Genomic DNA, 24,604 nt, shown 5'->3' with positions numbered 1-24,604 from the left:
GGTGGTTATCGCCGGGCACAACTTCCAAGATGCTCAACCACCAGGAGGCCAAAGCGATACAATATCGATAATGTCCTCTGAAAAAACACGCTCTACAGCGCCATTCCATCAAGGCAGGTTATTGGTGATATATCCATACTTTAACAAGCCTACGAACACCGCCCCTCCAATCGTATTACCCAGGGTGGCAATAACCTGAAAACGAATCACCTCAAGCAACCCCACACCAGCATCGCCGCCGATCCAGGCACTAAAAATTGCCACCGCGCCGGCAACACAGTGAGGTAAACCACCGAAACCAATAACAAACGTCACCACGGTGATGACTGTAATTCGGCCAATAGTATCCGTACTCGATGAAACCAACCAACCCAGTAGCCCCATTAACCAACCGGCGAGAACCGCGCCGAGAAATAGTGCGCTATTGTTATCATCAATTAACTTCTGCCCGTAATAATCAAATCCTGACGGCACAATATTCTGACTAACTAACGCATAGCTCACCAATATTAGGGCGAACACAAAAGCGCCTATCATATTACCCAGGTAGATTAAGCCCCAGATACGCCCCAAGTCCCGAATACGCTGTCTACCGTCGACCACCGGAAGAATTGCCAGTGTTGTGTGCTCGGTAAAAAGATCGGTACGCCCAATAATAACGAGGATAAATCCGATGGGATAACTCAGTGATAGCACCAAGTGCAAGGTGGACTTTTCTAACAACTCATGAAAATGGCTAAACAGCACCACCATCAGGAAAAAGCTAAAGCCGATCTCCAGCCCCGCAGCAATCGATGACAGCAAGAGCGAGCGGCTTTCGCGCTCATACTCATGCAGGCTGGCATCCATTTGCTCACGCAGGACTGCCCGTTCGCTTTTTGGTCGGTCGCTATCACTACTCATTCAGTGCAATAAACTGGAAGTATCCACATCAAATTGAAGACAATTTTGCCGTTACAACCAGAATAGCTGCTTCGATTCCAGTACACCCCAAGAATAAAAAAGCCCTGTAAAACAGGGCCTTGGGATGGCGTCAGAGAGAGGTTCGACTACGCCTCATCAACCTCTTTCAAAAGGGCTTGATCCAGGGCATGAGCACGCTGGAAGGCCTCCCGCTGAGACAAGCGAGAAACATACTCCTGGAACTCTTCACGCTTTTCGATCGTGCCAAACTGTAAGCCCCAGCCAAGCTGAGCGCCGATGTATACATCGGCGGCAGTAAACCGGTCACCTACAATATAAGCACTGGATTTAATCACGCTGGAGAGAGCATCCAGTGCCAGTTGGTAGGTCCCGTAACCCAGCATTTCTTGCTTATCTTTGCCAGCGTCTTCACCAAAGATATTTTTATTCACTATCGCCGATTCCATCGGTCCTGCTGCAAAAAACATCCAGCGGTAGTACCTTGCTCTCTCATCATCACTTTTTGGGGCCAAATCGGAATCTGCAAATACCTCCGCTAGATAAACGCAAATCGCCGCACATTCAGTAATAATGCGCTCTTCATGAACCAAAGTGGGTACCTTGCCCATTGGATTTAGCGATAAATAGTCAGCGGCTTTCATCGCTTCGCCGTACTCGAGCACCTCGGTGCGATACGGTACTCCCAACTCCTCCAGCATCCAACGTACTATGCATCCACGAGACTGCGGGTTGGTATATAAAATCAAATTATCGGACATGATTCTCTCCCTGAAAATTGGAGCACATAGTCTATGGCAACCGTGGCGTTTTTCGAGGGTTTTTCATGCCAACCAATGTTTCAGGATATTTTTAAATGAAAAAAACATATAAACATAGAGGCAGCGTATTTGATAGAATTAGCTCAAAGCCACTCCGATAATTCTACGGTAATAAATTCCGGACCTTCAATGTACACCAGTTTTCTATTTAGATACTCAAGAATAGGACTGCGAATACGCACACCATTTTTCCGTAAGTGATTTATAGATAGTTCAATATTATCCACCCTGAAGCAGAGATGGTTATATCCAGGTCTTGCCAGATTAATTATTTCAGGATCAGAATTGATTTTGGGTTTTCGAAAGTGCAAAAGCTGTATTTCAAATCTTGGCTCAGATTCCTTTAAAACCATGGTCAGATGATCGGCTTCCATGTCCTTTATAGCCAGATATTCGGACATTTTATCCCCAGAGATCCGCTCGCTAATCTTAAGTTCGAAACCCAACAGCCCAAAAAAATTTTGACTCTCTGTAAGATTAGTGACAACTACAGTCACATGATCAGGATTTTTAACTACCAGTTCAAATGGCAAAATTATTACCTGTCTTTAGTGATAGCACTTCCGATTTTTTTATATTCACGGCGTAGCTCTGGGATACTTCCAACTCCGATATAATCCTCGCCACCCCCCAAAAAATCCCTCCACTGAAATGGAAAAATCACTTCTACTTTAGGATTAGAAATTGCGAAGTCATAGGCTTGCCTCGCCCTCATCACCAACTCACTATGTAATAAAAACCCGTAATAACTATTCGTTGTTTTAAATGCCCTTGGGATCAAATAATATTTAGCATCAAGATGCTGAGTTTTATTTATTAATCTTTCCACAATTTCATTCTGAAAAGAAACTCCAACATAATGATCAACGCCAAATAAATTATAATTCTCAGGTACGACCAGCTGAAATCTAGCTCTATTGACCGTATAACTTGTAAAGGTAATTGCACGTTTTGCACTGGGGAAATCCTTTATTAGCAGATCACTAATTTCTTCTAGGTAAGATTTCAGTTCTCTATCGGGCAATAAAGATCTCTGAAACGGTTCATCAAGGGGATCGAAAGCATAAATAATATCTTTGAATGGCAGTAAAGATTCCCTAGCCTTATACCATCGATCAAGATAATCCTCTTGCTTGTTTTTACCTTCATCTTTGAAAAAAATAGGCGCAAGTGCCACCCAAATTTTTAACCCGTGCTTCCTGGCAATTTCCATTAAGTCTTTATCGAAGTGCCAAACATCCACAAAAGTAGAAAAATCCGCAACTTCAGGAATATCGTCTTCATCCCAGCCAGAGTGATAAAACCCAAATTCTTTCAAGTGACTTGGCACTCGGTTTGGTGATGGGGAGATTCCCGATACAAATATATTACCGGGGATCACTAAAGGTTTTGTCTCCACCAATCTTTCCGCAAGCGTATAAATATGGGGTTGGCAATAACCGTTAACTTGCCAAAACAAAAAAGGAAGCGCCAGAAAGAAAGTAAAACTCCTGAGAGGCCTTTGAGAAAAGCGAATAAAACTCATAAAACCACGCCACTAAAAAGGGAAACAATATTTGGCTAAACCAGCCAATACACAGTATAGAAAAGGCTTCAGTACGGGTATTGAAGAGAAGGTGGGATGGGGACAAATTTTTATAAGGAATAAAAAAAGCAGCCGAAGCTGCTTTTTGTCGTAAACAATTCTTACCGAAGGGTAGGAACTGCTTACTTACCGGCTGCCTTGCGAATCGCCTGCAGGGTACGCAGACGCGCTTCGGCCTCAGCCAGTTGGGCAGAGATACGCGCATAGTCAACTTCAGACGGCGCCTTGTGCAGGGCGTGTTCCGCTTCTTCGCGGGCCTTCTGCGCGGCATCCTCATCGATTTCACGCTCGGCAACATCCGCGAGGATAGTCACCATGTTTGGCTGCACCTCGGCGTAGCCACCGCTGACGAACAGTACTTCCTCTTCACCACCGGGCTTGATGATGCGTACCGGACCGGGCTTCAGGGCGGTGAGCAGCTGTGCGTGGCCGTAGGAGAGACCCAGCTCCCCTTCGATACCACTCACAATCACCATCTGCACCAGTCCGGAGAAGAGAGACTGCTCGGCGCTGACAATGTCACAATGTACTGTCATGGCCATAGTATATGCCTCTCTGGCTTAGCCTTTGCTCTTGTTGGCTTTTTCCACAGCTTCGTCGATGGTTCCCACCATGTAGAAGGCCTGTTCCGGCATGTGGTCATATTCACCGCTCAGGATACCCTGGAAGCCACGGATGGTTTCTTTCAGGGAAACGTATTTACCTGGTGCACCGGTGAAAATTTCCGCAACGTGGAATGGCTGGGACAGGAAACGTTCAATCTTACGGGCGCGGGCTACGGTCTGCTTGTCTTCTTCAGACAGTTCGTCCATACCCAGGATCGCAATAATGTCCTTCAGCTCTTTGTAGCGCTGCAGAACGGACTGTACGCCGCGAGCCACTTCGTAGTGCTCCTGACCGATTACCTGCGGGTCCAACTGACGAGAGGTGGAATCCAGAGGGTCAACAGCCGGGTAAATACCTTTTGCAGCGATATCACGGCTCAGTACTACGGTAGAGTCCAAGTGCGCGAAGGTGGTCGCCGGAGACGGGTCAGTCAAGTCATCCGCTGGTACGTATACCGCCTGGATAGAGGTGATAGAACCGGTCTTGGTAGAGGTAATACGTTCCTGCAGAACGCCCATCTCTTCCGCCAGGGTTGGCTGGTAACCTACCGCAGAAGGCATACGGCCCAGCAGTGCGGATACTTCGGTTCCCGCCAGGGTGTAACGGTAGATGTTGTCGACGAACAACAGTACGTCTTTGCCTTCATCGCGGAATTTCTCCGCCATGGTCAGGCCGGTCAGGGCAACACGCAGACGGTTTCCGGGCGGCTCATTCATCTGACCGTAAACCATTGCCACTTTGGAGTTGGCTTTATTTTCCAGGTCTACAACACCGGATTCGGCCATCTCGTAGTAGAAATCGTTACCTTCACGGGTACGCTCACCAACACCGGCGAACACGGACAAACCGGAGTGCTCGGTAGCGATGTTGTTGATCAGTTCCATCATGTTTACGGTTTTACCAACACCGGCACCACCGAACAGACCAACCTTACCACCCTTGGCGAACGGGCAAACCAGGTCGATAACCTTGATGCCGGTTTCCAGCAGTTCGGTAGAGCTGGACTGCTCTTCGTAAGTCGGCGCAGCGCGGTGAATAGAGGAGCGCTCTTTCTCACCGATAGGGCCACACTCGTCAATCGGGTTGCCGAGCACGTCCATGATGCGACCGAGGGTTTCCAGGCCTACCGGTACAGAAACCGGAGCGCCGGTATTGCGCACGGGCAGACCGCGGCTGATACCTTCGGATGAACCCATGGCAATAGCGCGTACCACGCCGTCGCCCAACTGCTGCTGCACTTCCATGGTGAGGTTCTTTTCCTCAACCACCAGTGCGTCGTATACATTCGGAACGGAATCACGTGGGAATTCCACGTCGATGACCGCTCCGATCACTTGCACAATTTGCCCGTTACTCATTTCCGGATCCTCAGCTTTAAATTCTTTCTAGGCTGACCATTAACTGCTGGAGGCAGCGGATTAAACCGCCGCCGCGCCGCCGACAATTTCGGACAGCTCCTGGGTAATGGCCGCCTGACGCGCCTTGTTGTAGACAAGCTGCAACTGATCGATCAGCTCACCGGCATTATCGGTGGCGCTCTTCATCGCGATCATACGCGCCGCCTGCTCACAGGCTTTGTTTTCAACTACTGCCTGGTATACCTGGGACTCGATATAGCGAGCCAGCAACCCATCCAGCAATTCAACCGGATCCGGCTCGTAGAGGTAGTCCCACTCGTGCATGAGTTTTTCATCTTCGTCCTTCGGCAGCGGCAGCAATTGCTCGACCCGCGGCTTCTGCGACATGGTGTTGATAAACTCACTGGATACCAGGAACAGGCGATCGATATCGCCTTCCGCGTAACGGTCCAGCATTACTTTTACTGAGCCAATCAGCTTGTTGGCCTGGGGCGCATCGCCCAGGTCGCGAACCGCTGCGACAACCTTGCTGCCGATGGCGTTAAAGAAACTGGCCGCCTTGTTACCTACCGCGCAGACTTCGACGTCGGCGCCTTTATTGGACCACGCCTGCATCTCGCGAATGGCTGCCTTGAACATATTGACGTTCAAGCCACCACAGAGTCCGCGGTCAGTGGATACCAGAATAAAACCGACCCGCTTGGCCTCGCGCTCCTGCAGGTAAATATGCTGGTACTCGGCCGAAGCGTTGGCGACGTGGCCGATCACTGCGCGTATGCGCTGGGCGTAGGGACGCCCCAGTGCCATGCGATCCTGAGCTCTGCGCATTTTACTGGCTGCAACCATTTCCATTGCGGCAGTAATTTTCTGCGTGCTCTTGATGCTGGCAATTTTTGTGCGTACTTCTTTTCCGCCTGCCATAGTGATTTACCTTGTTCGCTGGAAGTTAGATTCCGAAAGAGCGGCAAGCCGCTCTTTCGCGCTCTCCAGGGAGTTCTTACCAGCTGCTAGTAGCGACGAATTTCTCGATAGCGGCCTTGAAAGCTGCATCGATTTCATCGTTGTAGTTACCAGTGGCGTTCACTTTCTCCATCAGCTCTGCATGTTCGCTGTTCATAAACGCGAGCAGGGCGGCTTCGAAATCCAGCACCTTGGCAACTTCTACTTCTTTCAGGTAACCCTTGTCGGCGGCGTAAACGGAAACAGCCATATCCGCGATAGACAGCGGGGAATACTGCTTCTGCTTCATCAGCTCGGTTACGCGCTCACCGTGATCCAGCTGGGCCTTAGTGGCTTCGTCCAGGTCGGAGGCAAACTGGGAGAATGCCGCCAATTCGCGGTACTGGGCCAGAGCGGTACGGATACCACCGGACAGCTTTTTGATCACCTTGGTCTGCGCTGCACCACCTACACGGGATACAGAGATCCCCGGGTTGATCGCAGGGCGGATACCGGAGTTGAACAGATCGGTCTCAAGGAAGATCTGGCCATCGGTAATGGAAATCACGTTGGTCGGTACGAACGCGGAAACGTCACCGGCCTGGGTTTCGATGATCGGCAGGGCGGTCAGAGAGCCGGTCTTGCCTTTGACTTCACCATTGGTGAACTTCTCTACGTAGTCGGCGTTGACACGCGCGGCGCGCTCCAGCAGACGGGAGTGCAAGTAGAAAACGTCACCGGGGTAAGCTTCACGTCCAGGCGGACGCTTCAGCAGCAGGGAGATCTGACGGTAGGCCCAAGCCTGCTTGGTCAGGTCATCGTATACGATCAGGGCGTCTTCACCGCGGTCGCGGAAGTACTCACCCATGGTACAGCCAACGTAGGGAGCCAAAAACTGCATCGCAGCCGGATCGGCGGCGCCAGCGGCAACCACGATGGTGTGATCCATCGCACCGTGCTCTTCGAGCTTGCGCACTACGTTGGCAATAGAGGACTGCTTCTGTCCCACAGCAACGTAGACACACTTAACGCCGGTGCCTTTCTGGTTGATGATGGCGTCGATCGCCACCGCAGTCTTACCGATCTGACGGTCACCGATGATCAGCTCACGCTGGCCACGACCGATCGGGATCATGGTATCAACCGCTTTCAAACCGGTTTGTACAGGCTGGTCAACAGACTGACGGGCGATAACGCCAGGCGCTACCTTTTCAACCGCGTCGGTCAGTTTGTTGTTCAGCGGACCCTTGCCGTCGATCGGATTGCCCAGCGCGTCTACAACGCGGCCGAGCAGTTCCGGGCCAACCGGGGTCTCCAAAATACGGCCGGTGCAACGACATTTCTGGCCTTCGGCCAGAGATTTGTAGTCACCCAGGATTACAGCACCAACGGAGTCGCGCTCCAGGTTCAGCGCCATACCGTAAACGCCGCCTTCGAACTCGATCATCTCGCCGTACATCACATCGGCCAGGCCGTGGATGCGGATGATACCGTCGGAAACGGAAACAATGGTGCCCTCATTTTGGGCTTCAGTGCTCACATCGAGATTTTCGATGCGGCTCTTGATGATTTCACTGATCTCAGAGGGATTCAGTTGCTGCATGCTCTGTTCCTCAAGTCCCCCGCCGACAGCTGCCGACGGGAGAGAGTAATTTAGGAGTTCATCGCCTCGGCGAGCTTGGCCAGACGGCCGCGTACGGTACCGTCGATGACTGTATCACCGGCACGGATGATCGCGCCGCCCAGCAGGCTCTCGTCCACCGAGCTGTGCAGATGTATTTCGCGTTCAAACTTCTTGCTGAGTTTTACGCTCAGCGCTTGTGCCTGCGCATCGCTCAGTGCTTGCGCAGAAACGACTTCCACTTCGAGAGTGGCTTCCGCCTGCGCTTTCAGCGCTTCGAACAGCTCGGAAATTTCCGGCAGCAGCTGCAGACGGTGGTTTTCCGCCAGCAACCGGATGAAGTTTTTTCCGTACTCGCCGAGCTCGTCTGAACAGATCGACAGGAATTTATCTGCGCGCTCTTCACTGGTGAGCTGTGGGTTATCCAGCAGCTCACGCACTTTTTCGTTCTGGCTGACCGCCGCCGCAGTTTCCAGCGCAACGCTCCAACCTTTGAGATTGGAGGCTTGCTGCGCATAGCTGAATGCAGCTTTCGCGTAGGGCCGGGCCAGTGTGCTGAGTTCCGCCATGGGGATTCCTCGCTTACAGCTCGGCTGCCAGTTTATCGATCAGGTCGTCATGCGCCTTGGCGTCGATATTGACCGCGAGAATCTTCTCCGCACCCAGAACAGACAGGTCTGCCACACGGCTGCGCAGCTGCTCTTTAGCGCGATTCACTTCTTGGTCGATCTCAGCTTTAGCCGCAGCCTTCAGGCGATCGCCCTCAGACTGTGCCGCCTGCTTGGCTTCGTCGAGAATCTGATTGGCGCGCTTGTTGGCACCATCGATAATCTCGCCCGCCTGATCTTTGGCCGCTTTCAACTGCTCAGCAGCCTTGCGCTTGGCCAATTCCAGATCTTTCTGCGCGTGCTCGGCGTCAGCTAGACCGTCAGCGATCTTCTGCTCACGCTCTTTCATCACGCCCAAAAGCGGCGGCCATACAAACTTCCAGCAAAACCAGACGAAAAACAGAAAAGTAATCGACTGGCCGATTAGAGTCAGGTTGATATTCACACCGACACCTCTTGCTCTTTAAATAGGGTTAAGGGCAATTGGAACGGCGTAATTAAACCAGACCAGGAGCTACGGCGAAGATCAGGTACATGGCGATACCAACACCGATCATCGGAACCGCATCGAGCAGACCCGCCATCAGGAACATTTTGCCCTGCAGAGCCGGCGCTTGCTCAGGCTGGCGTGCAGAACCTTCCAACAGCTTGCCACCCAGGGTACCGAAACCGATAGCGGTGCCCAGAGCGCCCAAACCGATCAGCAGTGCACTTGCGATGTAAACCAGACCTAATGCTTCCATTGTGTTCTCCAAATCAAAGTTAAAGAGTTGTTGTAAAGGTTGAGTAAAGGGTTAACTGTTAAAAACTTATTGGTCGTGCTCGTGCTCGTCATCGCGATGGTGTGCCATCGCCATGTACACAGTGCTTAACACCATAAAGACGAACGCCTGCAGGGTAATTACCAGTACGTGGAAGATTGCCCAGCCCATATGCAGTAAGCCCGCACCGATAAAGCCGAGGACACCCACGCCAAAGACAATGGCGATCAGGATAAAGATCATTTCACCGGCATACAGGTTTCCGAACAGACGCAGGCCCAGAGAAATCGGCTTGGCAATCAGGGAAACGGCTTCCAACAGGAAGTTCACCGGGATCAGCAGGATGTCAAAGAACCACTTGCCGGTATGGAAGGGGTGCAGGGTCAACTCTTTGAGGAAACCGAGGGCACCTTTTTCGCGAATACTGAAGAAAATCATCAGTGCGAACACAGCCAGGGCCATACCCAGAGTGGCGTTGGGGTCGGTAGTGGGAACCACTTTAAAGAAGAGGTGATCATTACCGGAGATCTTGGCGGCAGCCATCGGCAGCCAGTCAACCGGCACCAGGTCCATCAAGTTCATAAGAAACACCCACACAAAGATGGTCAGGGCCATGGGCGCCACCATCGTATTGCGGTGCGGGAAGGTTTCTCTCACCAACTTATCGATAAATTCGGTCACCAGTTCCACAAAGCTCTGAAAGCCGGTGGGTCTGACCACACTGGCTTTTTTTGCAGCGCGGGCAAATAGGAAACAAAAAATCAGACCGAGGCCGATCGACCAGCCCAAGGTGTCCACGTGCAGGGCCCAAAAGCCCATGTCCGCGGCTTCCTGGGAGGAGTGCGCCATGGTCCAGGTAGACTCACCGAGCACACTGCCATCGGCGCGGGTGTAACCGGCCGGCAGTTTGCCGTAAGTCATGTTTTGCAGGTGGTGTTGGATATACCCCGTCGCAGTTTGAGCTTCGCCTGCCATAATTCCTCAACAATCGTAAAAGTAAGAATTCTTTTTTCTTCTGCACCGGCTAGCGGACCATACGCGCCACCAAAATCCACTGCACGATTACACAGAGGCCGTAGCTGATAAAAAGCGCCGCCGCGTTTAGCGGCTTGACGGAGGCAAACACCCCCGCAAAGCCCGCTATGGTCAATATAAATTTGCCGGTTTCCGCGCGATAGAAATTGCCTACCACGCGATGGGCCGCGCGCGCACCGCTATCGCGGAAGGCGCGCCTGCCAAAATATGCACTGGGCAGCGCGTTCAAGGCGCCGCCGATCAAAACGGAGAGCGCAGTCACCGGTTTGCCACTCAGGTGCATTACCGCACCGACCAGCGATACCAGCAGGAGCTGTACCGCGGCAATTATCAATACCGGAGGTTTTTTCATAGACGGGATAAGCCGACTTTTTGTGCGCTGTCCGCCCAAAATTTGGGCGTGCGAATTATGGAGCAACAGCATCGCCGATTCAACCGGCAAATGTCGTCAACTTATTTGATTTTCTGGAGGTTTTGCACGGAATTACTCTGCGCAGTGAGTATTTGCCAACAGTTATTGAGCGCGCCACCTGGACGCGCACTGTACAACTGTCTCAATCTTCGGCGTAGCCCAGATGGGCGAGGATTCCGTCCAACTCCTCCAGGGAGGTGTACTTGAGTACTAGGCGGCCACTGCCTTTGTCATTGTGATCGATCGACACAGGCACCCCGACTTTCTCCGCAAGGCGCTCGCTCAGACGGCGAATGTTGGGGTCCGGCTTGGGCTTCTCCGGCGCAGGTGCCGCCGGCTGCTGCAAGCGACGTACCAGCGCCTCAGTCTGGCGCACAGTGAGACTGCGCTCGACAACCTGGCGCGCGGCCGAGCGCTGAGTGGCTCCAGATAAGCCGAGCAGAGCCTTGGCGTGCCCCAGCTCCAGATCACCGCGCTCGAGAAAGGTGCGCACCTCCTCACTGAGTCCCAGTAGGCGCAACAAGTTGGTCACCGCGGTGCGCGACTTACCCACCGCATCGGCAACCTCCTGCTGGGTTAGTTTGAATTCATCCTGCAGGCGCTTCAGTGCCACGGCCTCTTCGATCGGATTCAGGTCCTCGCGCTGAATATTTTCAATGAGCGCCATGGCGATAGCGGCTTCGTCGGTCACATCGCGCAGCAGGGTGGGCACTTTGTCCAGCCCGGCGAGCTGAGCGGCGCGCCAGCGGCGCTCACCGGCGATAATCTCGTAGCTCTGTTCACCAATTTCACGCACCACAAGAGGCTGCATAATGCCTTGGGCACGAATGGAATCGGCCAACTCCTGAAGAGATTCCTGCGGAAAATCGCGGCGCGGCTGGTAGCGCCCACGTTGCAAAAATTCGATCGGAAGCTCTTTCAACTCACCGTCGACAACGGCTTCGCTGACTGTGTCACCACTGGCTGAGGTGACAGTGGAACCGGCGCTCTTACTGATCAGGTGGGACAAACCCCGACCCAGTCCTTTGCGTTTGGCGGCCATAAAAATTCCCCTTATACCGCTTCCGCCACAGGGCGGTTTTTCTTATTGGAAGATTGGCTGGCGGGATGGCGGCGATTGATTTCGCAGGCCAGGGCCAGGTAGGCGATGGCACCTTTAGAGTGGCGGTCGTACTCCAGCGCCGGCTTGCCAAAGCTGGGGGCTTCCGCCAGGCGCACATTGCGAGGAATACAGGTGCGGTAGAGGCGCTCGCCAAAATACTCCTGCAGCTGAGCGGACACTTCACTGGTGAGACTGTTGCGCGGGTCGTACATGGTGCGCAGTATGCCCTCGATCTTGAGATCCGGGTTGGCCGCTTGCTGAATCTGAGTGATAGTATCCACCAGCGCCGATAGGCCCTCCAGTGCGTAGTACTCGCACTGCATGGGAATCAACACACCGTGGGCCGCGCAGAGGGCATTCACCGTGAGCATATTCAACGATGGCGGACAGTCGATAATTACGTAGTCGTAGCGACTGGATACTGCCGCGAGCGTATTGCGCAATCGGGATTCACGCCCCTCCAGGCTGAGAAGCTCCACTTCAGCGGCGGACAGGTCGCCATTGCCCGGGACCAGGTCGAAACCACTTTCCGTGGGTACAATTGCCTGATCAAGCGGAAGCTCGGCGGCGAGCACATCGTAACCGGACGCCTGCAGGTCGCTTTTATCCACACCACTGCCCATGGTGGCATTGCCCTGGGGATCCAGGTCGATCAGCAATACGCGCCGCTTGTTGGCCACCAGGGATGCGGCCAGGTTGACGCAGGTGGTGGTCTTGCCCACACCACCTTTCTGGTTGGCCACAGCAAATATCTTGCTCAAGATTCTGGTCCTTTGTAGTTTTCGGGAAGGTCTATCCCGATGCCTGTACCCATTGGTACCAGTGGCTTTTAGGTTTCCCATGGGAAAGTGCTTTGGGTCGGTGCGAGCTTAACCGGATACGCGTTTATTGCGCACGGCAAAGCTGTATCAGGTGGCGTTCCGCATCGCAGCCAGGCACCGTCAGTCGGTGCACCTGTTCGACCTTAATGCCTTTTGGCAGAGCGCTCAACTCATCCTCCGGCAGCTTGCCCTTCATGGCGTAAAAGCGGCCACCGGGTGCCAACATGTGTTCACTGCCGGCGACCATATCGTCGATAGAGGCAAAGGCCCTGGATACAACACCGGCGAAGGGCTGCTCCGGAATAAAGGATTCAACGCGCTCATTCACAACCGTCACATTGGGTAGGGGCAGGGTACTGGCCACCTGGAACAGGAAGCGGGTTTTCTTTCCGTTGCTGTCAAGCAGGGTGATTGGGCGCTGTGGGTGCATGATAGCCAGTGGAATTCCCGGCAATCCGCCACCGCTACCGACATCGATCAGCGGTCCCTCACCACAGAAATTGACCACACTGAGACTGTCGATAAGGTGGCGCTCCAACATCTGCTCTGGATCGCGGATCGCCGAGAGGTTGTAAGCGCTATTCCAGCGATCAAACAGGGCCAAATACTCCAGCAGTTGGCTCTGCTGTTGCTCACTGAGCCCCACCGACATCTGTGCCGCCGCCTCCGACAGGCGCGGACGAAACTGTTCCATTGAGTGCGAAATGGGTCTATCCCCCGGTAATCCCGCGAAGTTCAAATCCCCCCGCAGGGTCTCGCGGGCCACCCTGTGGAAAACTAATTTATACGGCTTTTTTGCGCTTGAGCAGGCCGCGCTTTTTTAGCTGGATCAACAGCAGTGAAATCGAGGCGGGCGTGACCCCAGGTATTCTGGAGGCCCGCGCCAGTGTGTCCGGACGCGTCTCGCCGAGTTTCTGTTTCACCTCATTGGAGAGACCGGAAATATCGCTGTAATCGAAATCCGCCGGAATCGGGGTGTCCTCGTAGGCCTGCAGGCGCTCGATTTCCTCGCGCTGGCGATCGATATAACCGGCGTATTTTGCCGATATTTCTACCTGTTCTGCGACCTGCACATCGGTTACTGGCTCGCCTTTCAGACCCGCCACATCACCGTAGCCGAGCTCCGGGCGGCGCAGCAGGTCCATCAGGCTGTACTCCCGCGCTAATGGCTGTGGAAGCTTTTCTTCCACCGCTGCGGCCTGCGGTGTTTTCGGGTGAACCCAAGTGTCCTGCAGACGCTGGGTCTCTAGGGCTATGGCTTCGCGTTTTTCACTGAATACGGCCCAGCGCACATCGCCCACCAAACCCAATTCGCGCCCCTTCTCGGTGAGACGCAGGTCGGCGTTGTCTTCCCGCAGCAGCAAGCGGTACTCGGCGCGGCTGGTAAACATGCGATAGGGCTCTTTGGTGCCACTGGTGATCAAGTCATCCACCAGAACGCCCAGATAGGCTTCATCGCGGCGCGGTGACCAGGCCTCGCGCTCCTGCGCCTGCAGGGCTGCATTAGCCCCAGCCAGAAGCCCCTGCGCGGCGGCCTCTTCGTAGCCGGTGGTTCCGTTGATCTGACCGGCAAAATAGAGCCCCTGAATAAACTTGGTTTGCAGAGAAGGCAACAGGTCGCGGGGATCAAAGAAATCATACTCGATGGCGTAGCCGGGCCGAGTGATATGGGCGTTTTCAAACCCTTTGATCGAGTGCACCAACTCCACCTGCACATCGAAGGGCAGACTGGTAGAAATGCCGTTGGGATAGAGCTCGTTGGTGGTCAGCCCCTCGGGCTCGATAAACACCTGGTGGCTGTCTTTATCGGCAAAGCGGTGCACCTTGTCTTCGATCGAAGGGCAGTAACGCGGACCTATGCCTTCGATGACCCCGGAGTACATAGGGGAGCGATCGAGCCCCCCCTGGATAATTTCATGAGTGCGGGTATTGGTGTGGGTAATCCAACAGCAAACCTGGCGCGGGTGCTGGGCCGGGCTGCCGAGGTAGGACATAAGCGGCGTCGGGCTATCCCCCCACTGCTCCTCCAGCTCCCGGAAATCTACTGAGCGGGCATCGATACGTGGCGGTGTACCGGTCTTCAGCCGATCGACACGGAATGGTAATTCACGCAGGCGATCTGCCAACGCGATGGAGGGTGGGTCACCTGCACGCCCTCCGGCGTGATTATCCAGGCCGATATGAATTCGCCCACCGAGAAAGGTACCAGCGGTCAACACTACGGTTTTTGCGCGAAAGCGGACCCCCGCATTGGTGACGACGCCGACCACTCGCTCACCTTCGACAATCAGGTCGTCGGCGGCCTGTTGAAAAATTTCCAGGTTTTCCTGGCGCTCAAGTATCGATCGGATTGCCGCTCGGTACAGCGCTCGGTCTGCCTGAGCGCGGGTGGCCCGCACGGCGGGGCCTTTGCGGGCGTTGAGTATCCGAAATTGTATTCCGCCGAGGTCCGTCGCTTGAGCCATAGCTCCGCCCAGCGCATCGACCTCTTTGACCAGATGGCTTTTGCCAATACCCCCTATGGCCGGGTTGCAGGACATCTGCCCGAGCGTCTCGATATTGTGCGTCAGCAGCAGGGTGGAGGCGCCTATTCGTGCGGCTGCCAGAGCGGCTTCAGTGCCTGCGTGGCCTCCGCCGATCACGATCACATCATAGGTCTTAGGGAAATCCATAGTGGCTGCTACTGGTTACAACTGGGGCGCACATTTTATAGACAGTAGGCCACCTCAGCAATTGACTTTGATGGGACCGTTCAGGGCATTCAGCAAACCTTACTCTCAATCGCCACCGATGTCTTTGTCGCTCTGTGCTTTTGTATCACTCAGGATTTCAGTTTTTATTTCTCGCTCTTAAATAACTTTATTAATGAATAAATATGTTTCTTATAAAGAGTTATTTGTATTTATTGTTTTTATTAGGCGCGGCGATAAACGGTATAAAACAAAAAAAACTATATAAATCATAGGGTTATAACAGGTAAAACCCTGCCTATAAACCCTTGGCGACAGGGGGAGCAACCGGGGTACTAGGCGGTAACAACTTGGGACAACTTTGCATACTTAGAGAGTAAGGCAAAGTTATCATCATACGATTGATCTACTTTGCGGGTGCTTATCCCCTCTTTTGCCCACAGTCGGATTTTATCGACTACTACATATGGGTCCTTTGACTGGTTAGATGGGGGATACCTGTGGGTAATCAAATTTTTTGTATAAACCTGTGCATATACCCGCCTAATCTGTGTGGGTTAATAGTGGGATACATGCTAATAGCGTTATCCACGGGAAATCCCCGTGGAAATGTATAACTTTATTCATTGAATGAGTGGCATAAATTGACTGAAGCACTACGAGACGTCGAATGTGCGTGGAGAACTCAATGTGAAAGCTGGGGATGAAAGTGGCGTGTATTGTGAGTAGGGAATAGATTTGGGCCTTTCCTGTGAACAAGGCGTGTGGAAGTTGTGCTTTGAGGGCGAGGAAGTGAGAAGGGGGTAGCAGAGGCCCTGATGGGCAGGCCCCCACAGTGTATAACGTTCAGTTCTGTGAGCGCTGGCAGTGCCCCAGTTCTTACTTACCGATACAGAAGCTGCCAAAAATTTTACCCAGTAGATCATCGGCGCTTACGGACCCTGTGATCTCCCCTAGGGCTTGCTGGGCCTGGCGCAGATCTTCGGCTAGTAGCTCACCCGCACCATGACCGTGCAGTTGTTGGGCTCCTTGTTCTATAAAGGCGCGAGCGCGCTCGAGTGCCTCCAGATGACGCCTGCGGGCGCTGAAATTGCCCTCAGCGGCAGCACTAAATCCGATGCTTTGCTTCAGGTGTTCTTTCAGTGCCTCCAGCCCAGCTCCGGTCTTGGCACTGATCGCGATTACCGGAACGCCCTCGGTGTGCGCCTGCAAGCCGGCGCTGTAATCGCTCAGATCAATTTTATTGAGCACCAGGGTGAGCTTGCTGAGGTTTACCAGCTGGTCGGTAAACTCCGGCCAGACCTCGGCGGGGTTGAGAGAATGCAGTTGTTCCGCATCCATAATTAATAGGACACGATCGGCTTGGTGAATCTCTTCCCAGGCGCGCTCTATGCCGATCTGCTCAACTCTGTCCGGCGCATCGCGCAAACCGGCCGTATCGGCGAACTGCAGGGGCATTCCGTCGATATGAATATGTTCGCGCAGAATATCCCGGGTGGTACCTGCGATATCGGTGACAATAGCTGCATCATGGCCGGCGAGAGCATTGAGCAGGCTGGATTTTCCGGCGTTGGGGCGCCCGGCTATGGCTACGCGCATCCCCTCGCGCATAATGGCCCCTTGGCGGGCCTGGGCCTCCACTGCACTCATCTGCGTCAGTAGGGTTTGGATATCGGCGGCAACCTTTCCATCGGCGAGAAAGTCGATTTCCTCTTCGGGAAAATCGATGGCGGCCTCCACATAGATACGCAGGTGGATGAGGTTTTCCACAAGATCTTCGATCTTTTCCGAAAAAGCGCCTTGTAGTGAACGCATGGCATTGCGGGCCGCTTGCTCGCTACCGGCATCAATCAGGTCGGCGATGGCTTCGGCCTGGGTCAGGTCCAGTTTATCGTTGAGAAAGGCACGCTCGGAAAATTCCCCGGGACGCGCCTGGCGGGCCCCGAGTGCAATGGTTGCTTTTAAAAGCTGGTCCAGAATCACCGGGCCGCCGTGCCCCTGGAGCTCGACAACATCCTCCCCGGTAAAGGAATTGGGGCCGGGGAAATACAACGCCAGGCCCTGGTCGATCAATAGGTCGGCATGGGTGAAGTCGCGATAATGCGCGCTGCGTGGTTTCAGAGGCTTTTCCCCGCAGATCTGCTGGGCTATAGCCAGGGCGTTGGTTCCAGATAGACGGATTACTCCGATACCACCACGCCCAGGTGCGGTGGCGACGGCGGCGATGGTGTCGCGGTTAAGGCTTTGCTGTGTCATCGGCTGAGTTTACTCGACGTAACGGAAAAGGGCCGCTGATGCGGCCCTTGTTTATTGCTGTGTGGGTTCTGCGGGTCAATACTTGCCGGCATCCACTTGCTTGTTGATATACCAGGTCTGCCCGATAGTGATCAAGTTATTGGCAATCCAGTAAAGTACCAGGCCGGCCGGGAACCACAGGAAGAATACCGTCATCATCACCGGCATCAGCTGCATGATCCGGGCCTGGGTCGGATCGGTGGGCGCCGGGTTCAGCTTTTGCATAAACCACATAGAGAGCCCCATAAACACCGGCAGAATAAAGTAGGGGTCTTTTGCCGAGAGGTCGTGAATCCAGAAGATCCAGGGCGCGTGGCGCAACTCAACGGTTTCCGTGAGCATCCAGTAGAGTGCGATAAAGACCGGCATCTGTAACAGGATCGGCAGACAGCCGCCCATCGGATTGATTTTCTCGCGGCGGTAGAGCTTCATCGTCTCTTCCGCCAGCTTCTGCCGGTTGTCCTTGTACTGCTCCTGCAACTTTTTCATTTGCGGGGCGAACTTGCGCATACGCGCCATGGACTTGGTTCCCGCGGCGGATAGCGGCAGCAGCAGTGTCTTAATAAAGACGGTGAGCAGGATAATCGCCCAACCCCAGTTGCTGACAATGTGCTCCTGGATAAAGTGCAGGACACGGAACAGTGGCTTGGCAATCCACCACAGCCAGCCGTAGTCCACAGTCAAATCCAGGTAGGGCGAAATCTCCTCCAGGCGGTAGACATCTTTGGGGCCGGCGTAGAAAGAGGCGCTGAGCTCACCTTGCGTGGCCGCGGCAATCTGCACGGGTTGGGCAGTAAAGCCCATGCGGAAAAGACCGTTGGAGAGCTCTTTCAGTTCGAAGGTATTGCGCTCGTCCTGGGGGGGGATCCAGGCGCTGAGGAAGTAGTGCTGCACCATGGCCACCCAGCCGCCCTCAATGGTTTCGCGCGTGGGCTTTTCAGCGATTTCTTCAAAATCCTGTTTGAAGTAATTTTCCTCATTGGTGTGCAGGGCCGCACCGAGGAAGGGCGACATGCCGAAACCCGTATCGGTGACGGGTTCGCTGGTATCGCGCTTGATCTGGCCAAACATGGCTGCCGACCAGGGCTTGGCGCTAGTGTTATCTACCAGATAGGCTACCTGAACCAGGTAGTCGCCGCGCTTAAAGGTGTAGCGCTTGGTGATATTGGCACCTTGCTGTTGCAGAGTCAGGTCCACCACTAGTTGGTCCTGTCCCTCGACCAGGGCATATTCGGTTTTGGAAACGTTGAACAGGGGGCGACCGGCGGCGTTATCGGTGCCATTTTTACCGATCAGGCCACTCTGTGCGATATAGGTGTGGTAGCGCGTTTGGTTAAGCAGAATTAGAGGTTGGTCTGGGGTATCCAGTTTTTCCTCGAACTTGCGCAGGGCTACTTTAACAATATCTCCGCCGCGGGGATCGATCAGTAGATCGAACACATCGGTGGTGACATTGACCAGTTTGCGCTCGGTGCCATCGTTATCGGTCTCGGCCGGTGCCTGCGATTCAAGCTGGGGCACGTCACCACCGCTATTATCATCGGTTTCCGCCGGGATTAGGCCGCCGCTCTGTACATCGCTATGCACGATGGTTTCGCGGTCTAGTTCAGGAGTGTGCAGCTCTTGAAATGCATTCCACTGGAAAATGAGTGCAAGGAGAACTGCGAGAATTCCACCGAGCAGCGTGTAGCGTTGCCAATCCATTTTAATACCTAGAGCGTGTTCTTGTGTCTGGAGGGGGGAACCGGGTCCATTCCTCCAGGGTGCCAGGGGTGGCATTTTATAAGGCGGCGCGCGGTTAAATAAGCCCCTTTTATCGCTCCGTGAGTTTCAATGGCCTCTTCGGAGTAACGTGAGCAGGTGGGGTAGAAGCGACATTGGTTGCCTACCCAGGGGCTGGCCAGGTAGCGGTATACGTGTATCAGCTTGATCAGTAACCACTTCATGGCTTGGATTGCGGCTGCTGCGCACGCTTGGCCAGTTTGCGCCAGAGTTTATTCAGTGTCTTGGCCAGAGCGGCCTTATCCAGATCGCCAAGCCCGGGCCGCGCTAATACCACAACGTCTAATGGCGGCAGTTGGTGTTGCTGCAGACGGAACGTTTCGCGGGTAATACGCTTGATTTGATTGCGGTCGGAGGCATTGCGCACATGTTTCTTGGCGATTACCAAGCCGAGGCGCGGGTGCTCCAATTCACTGGGACGGGCGAGGATGAGCAGATTGGGGTGCGCGGCGCGCACAAGGTTTTCATTGAAAACCTTGCGGTACTGCGCTGCATTGAGCAGGCGCAGCGTCTTGGCAAATCCGAAACTGCTGCGCGCCTGCTGCATAAGAGATATCTCTAAAAAAAGAGATATTATGCAGACAGTACTTTGCGGCCTTTAGCGCGGCGGCGGGCCAAGATCTTACGGCCGTTTTTGGTTGCCATGCGAGCGCGGAAACCGTGAGTGCGTTTGCGCTTCAAGTTGCTGGGTTGAAATGTGCGTTTCATTGTCTTGCTACCTGAGACTTTGTGTTCAAGATTTCACGGGACCTTCCCCGGCCGCGGCCTGGGCTCCGGTCCGGCAACTAGCCGGGGCAGACGGAGCTATGCGCTGCGAAGGCCGCGGATTGTATAGAAACGCAGCAGCGAAAGCAACGCGCTGGCCGGGGAATTTCAATCTGTGTTCCGATGGGTGGCCTGTTCTCTTTAGCGCCTCTCTGACAACCCCTTGAGGTGACGGGAATATCTCGCGATGCCCACCGATTGACCCCAAGATATACACAGGCTCCTGTGGATAAAATTGCCACCTCTTCGTTTGCACCTGTCTAATTGTTGTGCAAATACCTGATTGCATGGACCTTTTTGCGCAATTTTCTCAACAGTACTCACCTTTCTTGTGGATAACCCGGCGATGGAAAGGTATACTGCGCCGATCTTATTTGACGGCCTGGGCGTTTCTGCCCCGTCATGCCGTTGTCTCCGTGGTCTTACCATTTTGGGGTTTTGGGGGGTTTCTTGACTGAATCCGTTTGGAAGCAGTGTGCAAGCTGTTTGCAGGACGAATTGCCATCTCAGCAGTTCAATACCTGGATCAGGCCGCTGCGTGTCAATCCCGTGTGTGCGGAGGGCGAGTTGCGCCTGGTTGCTCCGAATCGCTTCGTGCTGGACTGGGTTGGCAGTAAATTCCTTCATCGTATCCGTGAACTGGTGCATCAGTTTTCTCCTGGGCGGCCACTTCAGGTGGGCATGGAAATCACTGCGCGCCGCCCCGCGCGGTTTCAGCGCAGTCACGCAGTGATGGATTCGTCGCCAGCGCCCGAATCCATACCTGCTGCTATGGCGCCTACGGCCTCTTCTCGGTCGACAGAGATGCCCGCTACACCAGCGGGTGTGGTCTCCCCGGCCACCTCACAAAGCTTTATGGGGCAGGCGGAATCAACCCCTGTATCTTCAAGGCCCCTTAATGGCTGTAGTTACGGCGGGCGCCCAGTAAACAATTCGCATCCGGCGCTGGAAGAAGAAATCAACACCAGGCCGATGAGTCAGGGGGAGCAGGCGGTGTCGGATATCCGCCCTGCGGCTAGGAACGATATGGTGCGCTCTATCCCAGAGCAGCCCGCGCGCCAAGTTGAAGTCGAGGGTGCCATCAAACATGGCAGCTCCCTCAATCGAAATTTTACCTTTAAATCCTTTGTCGAAGGCAAGTCAAACCAGCTGGGTTTGGCTGCTGCGCAGCAGATCTCTGACAATCCCGGCGGGGCTTATAACCCCCTCTTTATCTACGGTGGGGTTGGCCTGGGTAAGACGCACCTTATGCACGCCGTGGGCAATGCACTGTTGGTGCGCAACCCCAATGCCAAGGTGGTCTACCTGCATTCGGAGCGATTTGTTGCCGATATGGTGAAGGCCTTGCAGCTCAATGCCATTAGTGACTTTAAGCGCTATTACCGCTCTGTGGATGCCTTGTTGATCGACGACATCCAGTTTTTCGCTGGTAAGGAGCGCTCCCAAGAAGAGTTTTTCCATACCTTTAACGCTCTGCTCGAAGGCGGTCAGCAGATTATTTTGACCTGCGATCGCTATCCCAAGGAGATCGATGGTCTTGAGGAGCGGTTAAAATCTCGCTTTGGCTGGGGGCTCACGGTGGCGGTGGAGCCACCAGAGCTGGAAACCCGTGTGGCCATATTAATGAAGAAGGCGGAACAGTTTGGTGTGGAGCTCCCACATGATTCGGCTTTCTTTATTGCCCAGCGCATTCGCTCCAATGTTCGCGAGCTGGAGGGGGCGCTGCGCCGGGTGATAGCCAATTCCCAGTTTACCGGGCGCGCTATCGACGATGTCCTGGTCCGCGAGGCTCTTAAGGATCTCCTCGCCTTACAAGATCGTTTGGTGAGTGTGGATAATATTCAGCGAGTGGTGGCGGAGTACTACAAGATCAAGGTGGCCGACCTACTGTCCAAGCGTCGCAGTCGCTCTGTGGCGCGTCCGCGCCAGGTGGCGATGTCATTGGCCAAGGAGTTGACCAATCACAGCCTGCCGGAAATTGGCGACGCTTTTGGCGGACGCGACCACACGACGGTTCTGCACGCCTGCCGCAAAATTCGCGAATTGCAGGAATCCGACGCGGATATCCGCGAGGACGTAAAGTTACTGACACGGTCGTTGACCACTTAATCGAATAATTGACAAACAAGGCGAAACTACCGATGAAATTCAATGTGAGCCGGGACGCCCTGCTGAAACCCCTGCAACTGGTAGCCGGTGTTGTTGAAAAGCGCCAGACCTTGCCGGTCCTGGCCAATGTATTGATGCAATTACAAGGTCAGGAGTTGTCCCTGACCGGTACGGATCTCGAGGTGGAAATTGTCGGCCGCCTGCCGGTGGACGGTGTAGAGATGGAAGGGGAGGTGACGGTCCCCGCGCGAAAATTGCTGGATATCTGCCGCTCTCTTCCCGATGGTGCCGAATTAAAGTTCGAGCGCGACGGCGAGCGCCTGATATTGCGCAGTGGTCGCAGCCGTTTTCAGTTATCGACATTGCCCGCGGCGGATTTCCCCAATCAGGAAGAGGCCACTGCACAGACCCGTTTCGATATCTCTCAGCGCGAGATTCGCCGCCTGATAGAGGCCACCAGCTTTGCGATGGCCCAGCAGGATGTGCGCTATTACCTGAATGGCTTGTTATTGGAATGCCGCCCACAACAGCTGCGTGCGGTGGCTACTGACGGTCACCGCCTGGCACTATGTGATCGCGATGCGCCGGGCCTGAATGTTTCCGCGCCGATCCAAGCGATTGTGCCGCGCAAAGGGGTTCTGGAACTGGGCCGGCTGCTTGAGGATAGCGATGTGCCGGCTCAGGTGGTTCTGGGCAACAACCATATTCGTGTGATGAGCGGGCAGTTCACCTTCACCTCCAAACTGGTGGATGGCAAATTCCCGGACTACGACCGTGTATTGCCGCGCGGTGCTGGCAATGTGGTCTATGCCGATCGTCAGGGGCTGCGTCAGGCTTTCTCTCGCGCCGCCATTCTCTCCAATGAGAAATACCGTGGAGTACGTCTGCAGGTCTCTGAGGGAATGTTGCAGATTGTGGCCAATAACCCGGAGCAAGAAGAGGCGGAAGAGCAGATGATGGTCGATTACGTAGGAGAACCTATGGAAATCGGCTTCAATGTCTCCTATCTGCTCGACGTTACCGGTGCTATTCACAGCGACCAAATACGCATCAGCCTGGCGGACGCCAATAGCAGTGCCCTGTTACAGCAACCTGAGGAGGGTGATGCCCTCTATGTAATTATGCCTATGCGTCTATAAGGATAAGGCATTTAAACTCTTGCTGCGTTATGGTGTGGGGATCGTGTTGAATTTTACCAATACGGTCCCTTATTTTTTTGAAAGTTTTTACTTTGTGGCTTCTGTGCTGATCAAGGGGAGGTGTCTGTGGCGCTGACCCGTCTTTTACTCTCCAATTTTCGCAATATCTCCCAGGCTGACCTGACCCTGGATGCCGGGGTCAATCTGTTTTGTGGGGACAATGGCAGCGGCAAGACCTCTCTTTTAGAGGCGGCCCATATGCTTGCCACTGGGCGCTCTTTTCGCTCTCGCCAACATAAGTCGGTCATTCGCCACGATAGTCACGGGCTCACGGTTTTTGCTCAGTTGGATACAGGCTATAGCCTGGGGGTGGAACGCTTGGCCGACGGCGGTGGTCGGGTGCGTATCAATCAGGCTGCGGCGGAGTCCAGTTCTCAGCTCGCCAACTGCCTACCTCTACAACTGATTAATAGTGACAGCTTTGCCGCTTTGGATGGTGGTCCCGGCGTGCGCAGGCGTTTGTTGGATTGGACGGTGTTCCACGTGGAACATCTTTTCGCGCAGGAGTGGAAAAACTATCAAATCGCTCTGAAGCAGCGAAATGCCTTGTTGCGTCGTGGTAAAATCGATACGCAGGTGATCGGCGTCTGGGAGGAGCAGCTGGTGCAAAGTGGTGAGCGTGTAGATGCTCAACGGCGGGTTCAGTTCCTGGCGCTACGCGCCGCTGTTTCCGGGCTCCTGGAGGAGTTACCCCAGAGTCTGCTGCATCATGTAGATATGAGCTATCGGCGGGGGTGGCGCAAGGAAAGTACCCTGAGCGAAGCGCTGCGTGAATCCCGAGATGGAGATCTTGGCCAGGGCCATACCCGCACAGGCCCCCATAGGGCCGATGTCCGATTTACCGTTGCGGGAGAGCCCGCACATAATGTTTTGTCGCGCGGCCAGCAGAAGATGTTGGTCTGTGCCGTGCGCACCGCTATGGCGCAATTGGTTTGTCGCCACAGGGAGAAACCGGTATTTCTGGTAGATGACCTGCCGGCGGAGCTGGATGAACACAACCAGCAAGTATTTGCCCACTGGGTTGGCCGTTGCGCCAGCCAAGTGCTTGTCACCGGAATTGAGGAGGGTGCCACGAGCCGCCCCTGGCGGCAGCTCGAGGCCCCTTGGAATTGCCCGAAAGTGTTCCACGTGGAACATGGGAATATCAGCGCCGAAGCATCGGCCGCACAATAAG

Annotated in this window: 25 protein-coding genes; 3 read left to right on the top strand and 22 right to left on the bottom strand. The window is 54.3% G+C overall.

Annotated elements, in window-relative coordinates; all coding sequences use genetic code 11:
* Nucleotides 1-108 precede the first annotated feature (108 nt).
* From Q1A69_RS08420 to rpmH, 22 genes are all read right to left on the bottom strand, one after another.
* Complete coding sequence (locus tag Q1A69_RS08420; RefSeq protein ID WP_299583968.1) at nucleotides 109-903, bottom strand: formate/nitrite transporter family protein; 795 nt, start codon at nucleotides 901-903, stop codon at nucleotides 109-111.
* A gap of 146 nt (nucleotides 904-1,049) precedes the next feature.
* Nucleotides 1,050-1,682, bottom strand: a complete 633-nt coding sequence (locus Q1A69_RS08415) for a glutathione S-transferase family protein (protein ID WP_299583965.1) — start codon at nucleotides 1,680-1,682, stop codon at nucleotides 1,050-1,052.
* A gap of 143 nt (nucleotides 1,683-1,825) precedes the next feature.
* Nucleotides 1,826-2,275 carry a VOC family protein gene (locus Q1A69_RS08410; RefSeq protein WP_299583962.1) on the bottom strand — a complete coding sequence of 150 codons (450 nt, stop codon included), beginning with the start codon at nucleotides 2,273-2,275 and terminating at the stop codon, nucleotides 1,826-1,828.
* Nucleotides 2,276-2,280: 5 nt separating this feature from the next.
* Complete coding sequence (locus Q1A69_RS08405; RefSeq protein ID WP_299583959.1) at nucleotides 2,281-3,267, bottom strand: hypothetical protein; 987 nt, start codon at nucleotides 3,265-3,267, stop codon at nucleotides 2,281-2,283.
* A gap of 182 nt (nucleotides 3,268-3,449) precedes the next feature.
* On the bottom strand, nucleotides 3,450-3,869 hold the full coding sequence (locus tag Q1A69_RS08400; protein WP_299583956.1) for a F0F1 ATP synthase subunit epsilon: 420 nt from the start codon (nucleotides 3,867-3,869) through the stop codon (nucleotides 3,450-3,452).
* A gap of 18 nt (nucleotides 3,870-3,887) precedes the next feature.
* Nucleotides 3,888-5,291, bottom strand: a complete 1,404-nt coding sequence (gene atpD / locus Q1A69_RS08395) for a F0F1 ATP synthase subunit beta (RefSeq protein WP_299583954.1) — start codon at nucleotides 5,289-5,291, stop codon at nucleotides 3,888-3,890.
* Between the two features lie 60 nt (nucleotides 5,292-5,351).
* The gene (gene atpG, locus Q1A69_RS08390) at nucleotides 5,352-6,212 is read right to left on the bottom strand and encodes a F0F1 ATP synthase subunit gamma (RefSeq protein ID WP_299583951.1); all 861 of its coding nucleotides are present in this window, start codon (nucleotides 6,210-6,212) and stop codon (nucleotides 5,352-5,354) included.
* A 76-nt stretch (nucleotides 6,213-6,288) separates the two neighbouring features.
* The gene (gene atpA, locus Q1A69_RS08385) at nucleotides 6,289-7,833 is read right to left on the bottom strand and encodes a F0F1 ATP synthase subunit alpha (protein WP_299583948.1); all 1,545 of its coding nucleotides are present in this window, start codon (nucleotides 7,831-7,833) and stop codon (nucleotides 6,289-6,291) included.
* Nucleotides 7,834-7,883: 50 nt separating this feature from the next.
* On the bottom strand, nucleotides 7,884-8,420 hold the full coding sequence (locus tag Q1A69_RS08380; protein WP_299583945.1) for a F0F1 ATP synthase subunit delta: 537 nt from the start codon (nucleotides 8,418-8,420) through the stop codon (nucleotides 7,884-7,886).
* 13 nt (nucleotides 8,421-8,433) lie between these two features.
* Nucleotides 8,434-8,904: a F0F1 ATP synthase subunit B gene (locus tag Q1A69_RS08375; protein ID WP_299583942.1), complete on the bottom strand. Its 471-nt coding sequence runs from the start codon at nucleotides 8,902-8,904 to the stop codon at nucleotides 8,434-8,436.
* A gap of 52 nt (nucleotides 8,905-8,956) precedes the next feature.
* On the bottom strand, nucleotides 8,957-9,202 hold the full coding sequence (gene atpE / locus Q1A69_RS08370; RefSeq protein WP_020413895.1) for a F0F1 ATP synthase subunit C: 246 nt from the start codon (nucleotides 9,200-9,202) through the stop codon (nucleotides 8,957-8,959).
* Nucleotides 9,203-9,268: 66 nt separating this feature from the next.
* Nucleotides 9,269-10,195: a F0F1 ATP synthase subunit A gene (atpB, locus tag Q1A69_RS08365; RefSeq protein ID WP_299583939.1), complete on the bottom strand. Its 927-nt coding sequence runs from the start codon at nucleotides 10,193-10,195 to the stop codon at nucleotides 9,269-9,271.
* Nucleotides 10,196-10,244: 49 nt separating this feature from the next.
* Complete coding sequence (locus tag Q1A69_RS08360) at nucleotides 10,245-10,607, bottom strand: ATP synthase subunit I (protein WP_299583936.1); 363 nt, start codon at nucleotides 10,605-10,607, stop codon at nucleotides 10,245-10,247.
* Between the two features lie 202 nt (nucleotides 10,608-10,809).
* Complete coding sequence (locus Q1A69_RS08355; RefSeq protein ID WP_299583933.1) at nucleotides 10,810-11,709, bottom strand: ParB/RepB/Spo0J family partition protein; 900 nt, start codon at nucleotides 11,707-11,709, stop codon at nucleotides 10,810-10,812.
* Nucleotides 11,710-11,720: 11 nt separating this feature from the next.
* Nucleotides 11,721-12,530, bottom strand: a complete 810-nt coding sequence (locus Q1A69_RS08350; RefSeq protein WP_299583930.1) for a ParA family protein — start codon at nucleotides 12,528-12,530, stop codon at nucleotides 11,721-11,723.
* 124 nt (nucleotides 12,531-12,654) lie between these two features.
* Nucleotides 12,655-13,284 (bottom strand): 16S rRNA (guanine(527)-N(7))-methyltransferase RsmG, encoded by a 630-nt coding sequence (gene rsmG / locus Q1A69_RS08345; protein ID WP_299583927.1) that lies wholly within the window; start codon nucleotides 13,282-13,284, stop codon nucleotides 12,655-12,657.
* A gap of 88 nt (nucleotides 13,285-13,372) precedes the next feature.
* On the bottom strand, nucleotides 13,373-15,262 hold the full coding sequence (gene mnmG, locus Q1A69_RS08340; protein WP_299583924.1) for a tRNA uridine-5-carboxymethylaminomethyl(34) synthesis enzyme MnmG: 1,890 nt from the start codon (nucleotides 15,260-15,262) through the stop codon (nucleotides 13,373-13,375).
* An 897-nt stretch (nucleotides 15,263-16,159) separates the two neighbouring features.
* Nucleotides 16,160-17,536, bottom strand: coding sequence for a tRNA uridine-5-carboxymethylaminomethyl(34) synthesis GTPase MnmE (mnmE, locus tag Q1A69_RS08335; protein WP_299583921.1), 1,377 nt, complete (start codon nucleotides 17,534-17,536; stop codon nucleotides 16,160-16,162).
* Between the two features lie 75 nt (nucleotides 17,537-17,611).
* The gene (gene yidC / locus Q1A69_RS08330) at nucleotides 17,612-19,279 is read right to left on the bottom strand and encodes a membrane protein insertase YidC (protein ID WP_299583918.1); all 1,668 of its coding nucleotides are present in this window, start codon (nucleotides 19,277-19,279) and stop codon (nucleotides 17,612-17,614) included.
* Between the two features lie 8 nt (nucleotides 19,280-19,287).
* Nucleotides 19,288-19,521 (bottom strand): membrane protein insertion efficiency factor YidD, encoded by a 234-nt coding sequence (gene yidD / locus Q1A69_RS08325; protein WP_299583915.1) that lies wholly within the window; start codon nucleotides 19,519-19,521, stop codon nucleotides 19,288-19,290.
* On the bottom strand, nucleotides 19,518-19,904 hold the full coding sequence (gene rnpA / locus Q1A69_RS08320; RefSeq protein WP_299583912.1) for a ribonuclease P protein component: 387 nt from the start codon (nucleotides 19,902-19,904) through the stop codon (nucleotides 19,518-19,520). The genes yidD and rnpA overlap by 4 nt, the downstream gene beginning before the upstream one ends.
* A gap of 26 nt (nucleotides 19,905-19,930) precedes the next feature.
* The gene (rpmH, locus tag Q1A69_RS08315; RefSeq protein ID WP_020413885.1) at nucleotides 19,931-20,065 is read right to left on the bottom strand and encodes a 50S ribosomal protein L34; all 135 of its coding nucleotides are present in this window, start codon (nucleotides 20,063-20,065) and stop codon (nucleotides 19,931-19,933) included.
* A gap of 507 nt (nucleotides 20,066-20,572) precedes the next feature.
* Between rpmH and dnaA the strand changes: the two genes are divergently transcribed.
* The 3 genes from dnaA (at nucleotide 20,573) to recF (ending at nucleotide 24,603) form a co-directional block, all read left to right on the top strand.
* Nucleotides 20,573-22,231, top strand: coding sequence for a chromosomal replication initiator protein DnaA (gene dnaA / locus Q1A69_RS08310; RefSeq protein WP_299583908.1), 1,659 nt, complete (start codon nucleotides 20,573-20,575; stop codon nucleotides 22,229-22,231).
* A gap of 32 nt (nucleotides 22,232-22,263) precedes the next feature.
* On the top strand, nucleotides 22,264-23,370 hold the full coding sequence (dnaN, locus tag Q1A69_RS08305; protein WP_299583905.1) for a DNA polymerase III subunit beta: 1,107 nt from the start codon (nucleotides 22,264-22,266) through the stop codon (nucleotides 23,368-23,370).
* A gap of 126 nt (nucleotides 23,371-23,496) precedes the next feature.
* Complete coding sequence (gene recF / locus Q1A69_RS08300) at nucleotides 23,497-24,603, top strand: DNA replication/repair protein RecF (RefSeq protein WP_299583902.1); 1,107 nt, start codon at nucleotides 23,497-23,499, stop codon at nucleotides 24,601-24,603.
* The last annotated feature ends 1 nt before the right edge of the window (nucleotide 24,604 follow it).

This window comes from uncultured Microbulbifer sp. (assembly GCF_947498635.1).
Taxonomy (GTDB): domain Bacteria; phylum Pseudomonadota; class Gammaproteobacteria; order Pseudomonadales; family Cellvibrionaceae; genus Microbulbifer; species Microbulbifer echini.
The sequence above is the reverse complement of the archived record's forward strand: the minus strand, read 5'-3'. Positions and strand labels throughout refer to the sequence as shown.

Excerpts from the sequence above, each read along its gene's own strand:
- Q1A69_RS08405 (WP_299583959.1), bottom strand. The coding sequence starts at position 3,267 with ATGAGTTTTATTCGCTTTTCTCAAAGGCCTCTCAGGAGTTTTACTTTC.
- yidC (WP_299583918.1), bottom strand. The coding sequence starts at position 19,279 with ATGGATTGGCAACGCTACACGCTGCTCGGTGGAATTCTCGCAGTTCTC.
- Q1A69_RS08360 (WP_299583936.1), bottom strand. The coding sequence starts at position 10,607 with ATGAAAAAACCTCCGGTATTGATAATTGCCGCGGTACAGCTCCTGCTG.
- rsmG (WP_299583927.1), bottom strand. The coding sequence starts at position 13,284 with ATGGAACAGTTTCGTCCGCGCCTGTCGGAGGCGGCGGCACAGATGTCG.
- rpmH (WP_020413885.1), bottom strand. The coding sequence starts at position 20,065 with ATGAAACGCACATTTCAACCCAGCAACTTGAAGCGCAAACGCACTCAC.
- Q1A69_RS08415 (WP_299583965.1), bottom strand. The coding sequence starts at position 1,682 with ATGTCCGATAATTTGATTTTATATACCAACCCGCAGTCTCGTGGATGC.
- atpE (WP_020413895.1), bottom strand. The coding sequence starts at position 9,202 with ATGGAAGCATTAGGTCTGGTTTACATCGCAAGTGCACTGCTGATCGGT.
- rnpA (WP_299583912.1), bottom strand. The coding sequence starts at position 19,904 with ATGCAGCAGGCGCGCAGCAGTTTCGGATTTGCCAAGACGCTGCGCCTG.
- Q1A69_RS08420 (WP_299583968.1), bottom strand. The coding sequence starts at position 903 with ATGAGTAGTGATAGCGACCGACCAAAAAGCGAACGGGCAGTCCTGCGT.
- atpD (WP_299583954.1), bottom strand. The coding sequence starts at position 5,291 with ATGAGTAACGGGCAAATTGTGCAAGTGATCGGAGCGGTCATCGACGTG.
- atpA (WP_299583948.1), bottom strand. The coding sequence starts at position 7,833 with ATGCAGCAACTGAATCCCTCTGAGATCAGTGAAATCATCAAGAGCCGC.
- dnaN (WP_299583905.1), top strand. The coding sequence starts at position 22,264 with ATGAAATTCAATGTGAGCCGGGACGCCCTGCTGAAACCCCTGCAACTG.
- Q1A69_RS08355 (WP_299583933.1), bottom strand. The coding sequence starts at position 11,709 with ATGGCCGCCAAACGCAAAGGACTGGGTCGGGGTTTGTCCCACCTGATC.
- mnmG (WP_299583924.1), bottom strand. The coding sequence starts at position 15,262 with ATGGATTTCCCTAAGACCTATGATGTGATCGTGATCGGCGGAGGCCAC.
- Q1A69_RS08400 (WP_299583956.1), bottom strand. The coding sequence starts at position 3,869 with ATGGCCATGACAGTACATTGTGACATTGTCAGCGCCGAGCAGTCTCTC.
- yidD (WP_299583915.1), bottom strand. The coding sequence starts at position 19,521 with ATGAAGTGGTTACTGATCAAGCTGATACACGTATACCGCTACCTGGCC.
- Q1A69_RS08380 (WP_299583945.1), bottom strand. The coding sequence starts at position 8,420 with ATGGCGGAACTCAGCACACTGGCCCGGCCCTACGCGAAAGCTGCATTC.
- mnmE (WP_299583921.1), bottom strand. The coding sequence starts at position 17,536 with ATGACACAGCAAAGCCTTAACCGCGACACCATCGCCGCCGTCGCCACC.
- atpB (WP_299583939.1), bottom strand. The coding sequence starts at position 10,195 with ATGGCAGGCGAAGCTCAAACTGCGACGGGGTATATCCAACACCACCTG.
- atpG (WP_299583951.1), bottom strand. The coding sequence starts at position 6,212 with ATGGCAGGCGGAAAAGAAGTACGCACAAAAATTGCCAGCATCAAGAGC.